This is a genomic window from Blautia sp. SF-50, assembly GCF_900101315.1.
Taxonomy (GTDB): Bacteria; Bacillota; Clostridia; order Lachnospirales; family Lachnospiraceae; genus Blautia_A; species Blautia_A fusiformis.
On sequence record NZ_FMUW01000065.1, the window covers coordinates 1 to 5,945 of the forward strand.

At 42.3% G+C, this 5,945-nt stretch carries 5 protein-coding genes and 2 pseudogenes; all 7 read left to right on the forward strand.

The window, feature by feature from the left end; all coding sequences use genetic code 11:
- The coding region (locus BLP57_RS17390; protein WP_092073524.1) for a reverse transcriptase/maturase family protein at positions 1–1,402 on the forward strand (1,402 nt) is incomplete at its 5' end.
- 107 nt (positions 1,403–1,509) lie between these two features.
- A pseudogene (locus BLP57_RS17395) lies at positions 1,510–1,935 on the forward strand (TraM recognition domain-containing protein); the annotation flags it as partial.
- A gap of 127 nt (positions 1,936–2,062) precedes the next feature.
- The gene (locus BLP57_RS17400) at positions 2,063–2,278 is read left to right on the forward strand and encodes a Maff2 family mobile element protein (protein WP_005334815.1); all 216 of its coding nucleotides are present in this window, start codon (positions 2,063–2,065) and stop codon (positions 2,276–2,278) included.
- A gap of 19 nt (positions 2,279–2,297) precedes the next feature.
- On the forward strand, positions 2,298–3,170 hold the full coding sequence (locus BLP57_RS17405) for a VirB6/TrbL-like conjugal transfer protein, CD1112 family (RefSeq protein ID WP_092073589.1): 873 nt from the start codon (positions 2,298–2,300) through the stop codon (positions 3,168–3,170).
- 22 nt (positions 3,171–3,192) lie between these two features.
- The gene (locus tag BLP57_RS17410) at positions 3,193–3,582 is read left to right on the forward strand and encodes a PrgI family protein (protein WP_033126086.1); all 390 of its coding nucleotides are present in this window, start codon (positions 3,193–3,195) and stop codon (positions 3,580–3,582) included.
- Positions 3,563–5,596, forward strand: a pseudogene (locus BLP57_RS17415) (VirB4-like conjugal transfer ATPase, CD1110 family); the annotation flags it as partial. The gene BLP57_RS17410 and the pseudogene BLP57_RS17415, both read left to right, overlap by 20 nt.
- Positions 5,597–5,762: 166 nt before the next feature.
- Positions 5,763–5,909 (forward strand): hypothetical protein, encoded by a 147-nt coding sequence (locus tag BLP57_RS17945; RefSeq protein ID WP_156340250.1) that lies wholly within the window; start codon positions 5,763–5,765, stop codon positions 5,907–5,909.
- The last annotated feature ends 36 nt before the right edge of the window (positions 5,910–5,945 follow it).

The window sequence follows — 5,945 nt, forward strand, 5'->3', positions numbered from 1 at the left end:
AGCACTGAAACAGATACAGAACACCTTTACTGGTGCGAACTGGTTTGTGGAAGGAGATATACACGCTTGTTTTGACAGTTTCGACCACCATGTAGTTATCGACCTCTTGAAAAAGAGGATTGATGACGAAGCGTTTATCCAGCTTATATGGAAATTCCTAAAAGCAGGATATATGGAACAATGGACATTCAACAGAACCTATAGCGGAGTGCCGCAGGGGTCGGGAGTCAGTCCAGTGATGGCAAATATTTACCTTCATGAATTGGACAAATTTATGGAAAATTATGCAGAAAACTTCAATACAGAAGCTAAGAAGAAACATTTTTCTACTGCATATAAGTCCAGTGTCGGTAAGGCATACAGATATAGGAAAAAGGGCAGAGAGATATGGGATAGTCTGTCTGACGAAGAAAAGAAAATCAGATGCAAAAATCTTAAGGAACTGGAAATGATTGAAAAATCTACAACACCTTACGTCTATAACGACAGTAATTATAAAAGGGTGCAGTATACGAGATATGCGGATGATTTTATCATCGGGGTTATTGGTAGCAAAGCAGACGCAGAAGCTATCAAGAAAGACGTGAAAATATTCCTGCAAAAAGCATTGAAATTAGAAATGTCAGACACTAAGACAAAGGTTACGCACACTGGAGACAGAGCAAGATTTCTAGGTTACGACATTACGGTATCAAGAGTGCAGACGCTACAGAAGGCTTCTAACGGAAGGGTTCAGAGATGTCAGACAGGAGTTGTTAAACTGTACGTTCCACGCGAAAAATGGGTAGGTAAGTTAATTGAATACAAAGCAATGAAAATCAAAATCAACGAAAACGGAAAAGAGAGATTTGTAGCCCTTCATAGGGGAAAACTGGTAAACCAGAGCGATATTGAAATTCTCGCAAGATACAATGCAGAAGTCCGTGGACTATATAATTATTACACCATAGCGAATGACTCCTTTAAAATAGGGAGATTTGCCAATGTAATGAAATACAGCATGTATAAAACATTTGCGTGCAAGTATAAGACGAATGTTCATGAGATTAAGCGGAGATATTGCAGAAACGAATTATTTACAGTTGCGTATGAAACAAGGCAGGGAATGAAAACAACAACATTCTACAGGGATGGTTATAAACGGAAGGAATGTGCTACAAAGTTTGATAATGTAAGCGAGCTTCCGCAGTTTTCAAGATATGCCAAAACTAACACTCTCAAACAGAGAGTGGAACGTCATACTTGTGAATTATGCCAAAAAGACTGTAGAAATCTGGTAATACACCAAGTTAAGAAACTCAAAGATTTAAAGGGAAATACAGAGTGGGTATTACTCATGCGAAAAAGGAGACGGAAAACACTCGTGGTATGCCCCGAATGCCATAATTTAATTCATTCGTAACACCGCAAATGATAAGCGGAAAGCCGTATACATCGAGAGGTGTACGTGCGGTTTGGGAGGGAGTGGATGCAAGTCCTTTTCGAAGGATGAGCTGAAGCTTACCTCATGACACTGTTCTTTTCCTTGGTGGAAAGGAAAGTTCCACACTGAAAGAAATATCAGAAACCCTGGGAAAGGAAACCATTGATCTTTACAACACATCAGACACCAGAGGCAGCAACCGGTCCTATGGGCTGAACTATCAAAAGACAGGAAAAGAACTGATGAGTAGAGATGAGCTGGCGGTCATGGATGGAGAAAAATGTATCTTACAGCTTCGTGGAGTCCGGCCGTTTTTAAGCAACAAATATGACATCACAAAGCATAAACGGTACAAAGAGCTTGCCGATTTCAATAAGAATAATGCGTTTGATGTCGAAAAATATCTGGCACACCGACTGGTGATGTCGAAAGATACAGAATTTGAAATGTATGAAGTAACTGTAACACAAGAAGATGTATCAGCGATTGAAGCTGAGGAAGGTGAGGACTGATATGAAAGAAAGAATTCGAGCACCCTGCTACTACTGATAAGGGTACAAAAAGGTCTGAATAAAAGGGAAAGGAGTAGAGCCAAACGCTTACAGACCATAAGAAAAGCGTTTGTTCATACATTTGATTATGGCTTTTTTTAGCAGTGCAATCAATATCCTTCAGACACTGGTCGTTGCAATCGGTGCCGGTCTTGGTGTCTGGGGTGTAATCAACCTGATGGAAGGTTATGGAAACGACAACCCGGGTGCAAAATCCCAGGGAATTAAACAGCTGATGAGCGGTGGTGGTGTTATCCTGATCGGAACACAGCTGATCCCGCTTCTGAGTGGATTATTTGGTTAAGAGAAAGGAGTAGAGATCCATGTTCAGTCAGATTTTTGATGCGATTGAGGAATGGATGAGGGAACTCTTAACCGGGATGATCACTTCCAACCTGGACACGATGTTTACTGATGTTAATCAAAAGACCGGTGAGATCGCTACCCAGGTTGGACAGACCCCGCAAGGGTGGAACGGCAACATATTCAGTATGATCCGGAACTTATCGGATTCCGTGATCATGCCGATCGCAGGTATTATTATCACACTCGTACTCTGCTACGAATTGATTTCTATGCTGACCGAGCGCAACAACATGCATGATATTGATACCTGGATGTTTTTCAAGTACTTCGTAAAAATGTGGATCGCTGTATATCTGGTGAGTAACACATTTACGATCACAATGGCGGTATTCGATGTGGGCCAGCACGTAGTTAATTCTGCGGCCGGTGTTATCACAGGAAGTACCGCCATTGATATTTCTTCAGCATTGACGGATCTTTCCGCAACCCTGGAAAGTATGGAAATCGGAGAACTTGTTGTATTGGCGCTGGAAACCCTTATTGCCGGCTTCTGTATGAGAATCCTGTCTGTACTGATCACAGTGATTATGTATGGACGTATGATAGAGATTTACCTATATACCTCAGTTGCGCCGATTCCATTCGCAACTATGAGTAACAGAGAATGGGGACAGATCGGCACAAATTATTTCAGAGGACTCTTTGCCCTGGCTTTCCAGGCATTTCTGATGATGGTATGCGTTGCAATCTATGCAGTGCTTGTTGCAGGTATCCAGTATTCAGATAATCTGAGTTCTTCATTATTTGGCGTTATGGCTTACACGGTGATCTTATGTTACAGCCTCTTTAAGACGGCATCCTTAAGTAAGTCGATATTTAACGCGCACTAAATTACAGGAAGGAGTGAAAATCATGGCATATGTCAGCGTACCGAAAGATTTAACGAAGGTAAAGAATAAAGTAGCATTTAACCTGACCAAAAGACAGCTGATCTGTATCGGGATAGGTGCTGCAATGGGAATTCCAAGCTATTTCCTCTTGCGTAATGTGATGGGAAATAGTAATGCAGCAACGGTCATGGTGCTTTTGATGTTACCGGCATTTTTATTTGCCATGTACGAAAAAGACGGGATGCATCTGGAAGATGTTCTGATGCATATGATCCGGGTGAAGTTTCTTCGTCCACCCGTTAGAAAATATGAAACTGAAAACTATTATGAGACAGATCCGGAACAGATCAAGCAGTCTCCGGATACAGGAAAACTGAAAGGAGGAAAAACGGTTGCGAAAAAAGAAAAATAAGAAAACTGTCGCAGATACCGGATACAAAAAAGTAGACAGAAAAGAGAAAAAGAAAAAGGAAAAGCAGGAGGAAAAACGCAGGCAGAAAAAACTGTCTGTTCAGCAGTCGATCGCTTATAAGGAAATGGGAAGAGATGGAATCTGCAGGGTACAGGGAAAAACGTATTCTAAGTGCATCCGCTTCTATGACATCAACTACCAGCTGGCTCAGAACGAAGATAAAAATGCAATCTTTGAAAACTGGTGTGATTTCCTCAATTACTTTGATGCCAGTATCCATTTTCAGCTGAGCTTTATCAACCATAAGAGCAGCATGAAGGAGTTTGAGCAGGTCATCCGGATCCGACCACAGGAGGATGCTTTTGATGATGTCCGTATGGAATACGCAAAGATGTTGAAACAGCAGCTGGCAAAAGGAAACAACGGTCTGGTGAAGTCAAAATATATCACCTTTTCCATCGAAGCGGATAATATCCGGGAAGCAAAGCCAAAGCTGGAACGTATTGAATCAGATATCCTGAACAACTTCAAGATCCTTGGAGTTCCAGCCTATCCATTGAATGGAGTGGAAAGATTGCAGATTTTGTATGAGACTTTCAATCCGGATATCATGACAGACTTCCAGTTTGATTATGGTTCCATGATCCGTACTGGACTCAATACCAAAGATTATGTGGCACCGACCAGTTTTGTATTCAAGGACAGAAATACATTCCGTATGGGAAATACCATCGGAGCAGTCTCTTATTTACAGATCCTGGCACCAGAGCTTACAGATAAAATGCTGGCAGAATTTCTGGATATTGATAAGAATCTCATCGTCAACCTGCATGTCCAGTCTGTGGATCAGATGAAGGCAATCAAGCTGGTAAAAAGCAAAGTGACGGATATCAACCGTATGAAAATCGAAGAACAGAAAAAAGCAGTCCGGGCCGGATACGATATGGATATCATTCCATCGGATCTGAACACGTATGGCGGAGAAGCTAAGCGTCTGTTAGAAGACCTGCAGTCACGAAATGAGCGTATGTTCCTTGTAACAGCGCTCTTTTTAAATACAGCAAAGACCAAACAGGCACTGGACAATGCCATCTTCCAGACTGCCGGAATTGCACAGAAATACAACTGTGTACTGAAACGTCTGGACTATCAGCAGGAAGAAGGACTGATGAGCAGTGTTCCGCTGGGAGTCAATCATATCCCCATCAAACGTGCACTGACCACGACCAGCACTGCTATCTTCGTACCGTTTACCACTCAGGAACTTTTTATGGCAGGAGAATCCCTGTATTACGGATTAAATGCACTCAGCAACAACATGATTATGGTGGATCGTAAAAAGCTGAAAAACCCGAATGGACTAATCCTTGGTACACCTGGATCCGGTAAATCCTTTGCTGCAAAAAGAGAAATCACCAACGCTTTCTTTGTCACGAAGGATGACATTATCATCGGAGATCCGGAGGGTGAGTATTATCCACTGGTCCATGCACTTGGCGGACAGGTCGTACACATTTCACCGACCAGTAAGGATTATATCAATCCGATGGATATCAATATGGATTATTCCGATGATGACAATCCACTTGGAGTGAAATCCGATTTTGTCCTGTCTTTATGCGAGCTGATCATGGGAAGCAGGGATGGAATTGAAGCAGAGGAAAAATCAGTGATCGACCGCTGTCTTCCACTGGTGTATCAGAAGTACTTTGCAGATCCAAAACCGGAAAATATGCCGGTTCTCGGTGACCTGTATGACTGTCTTAGAAAGCAGAAAGAACCGCAGGCCCAGAGAATTGCAACAGCGTTGGAAATCTATGTAAATGGATCACTGAAAGTATTTAACCATAGAACCAATGTGGAATTGAATAACCGTATTGTCTGCTTTGATATCAAAGAACTTGGAAAGCAGCTGAAAAAGATTGGAATGCTCATCGTTCAGGATCAGGTATGGAACAGAGTTACGATCAACCGTGGCATCAAATCTACCAGGTACTATATCGATGAGTTTCATCGGACGAGACGTTCCGCTTGTTGAATAGACAGCGGGGTCAGTAGCCGTCCGTAAAAAGAAAAGCTACTGATACAACTGATATGGTGTTGTTCAAATGAAGGGGTAACGCCCGGAAGGGACACACACAAACTCCCTACAGCGTGATAGTTGTGCAAGAACTGTCGGGTTGTCAAAAGTTAGGGTGAAGAGCAAAAAGCAGGTCCTAACAGGTAAGGCTGAGGAAAGATTCACAGAGGTGTGGGTTGCCTGTGATTATGTAGTGAAGCTGTATATGGTGAGTATCCACGGAAGTGGGGACGAACTGACGATTTAAAGAGTCTAAAATTCGAATGCGTTGAAAAGCGTATGC

What these genes read in the sequence shown, in the direction of transcription:
- BLP57_RS17400 (WP_005334815.1), top strand. Translation starts at nt 2,063, where the DNA reads ATGGCTTTTTTTAGCAGTGCAATCAATATCCTTCAGACACTGGTCGTT.
- BLP57_RS17405 (WP_092073589.1), top strand. Translation starts at nt 2,298, where the DNA reads ATGTTCAGTCAGATTTTTGATGCGATTGAGGAATGGATGAGGGAACTC.
- BLP57_RS17410 (WP_033126086.1), top strand. Translation starts at nt 3,193, where the DNA reads ATGGCATATGTCAGCGTACCGAAAGATTTAACGAAGGTAAAGAATAAA.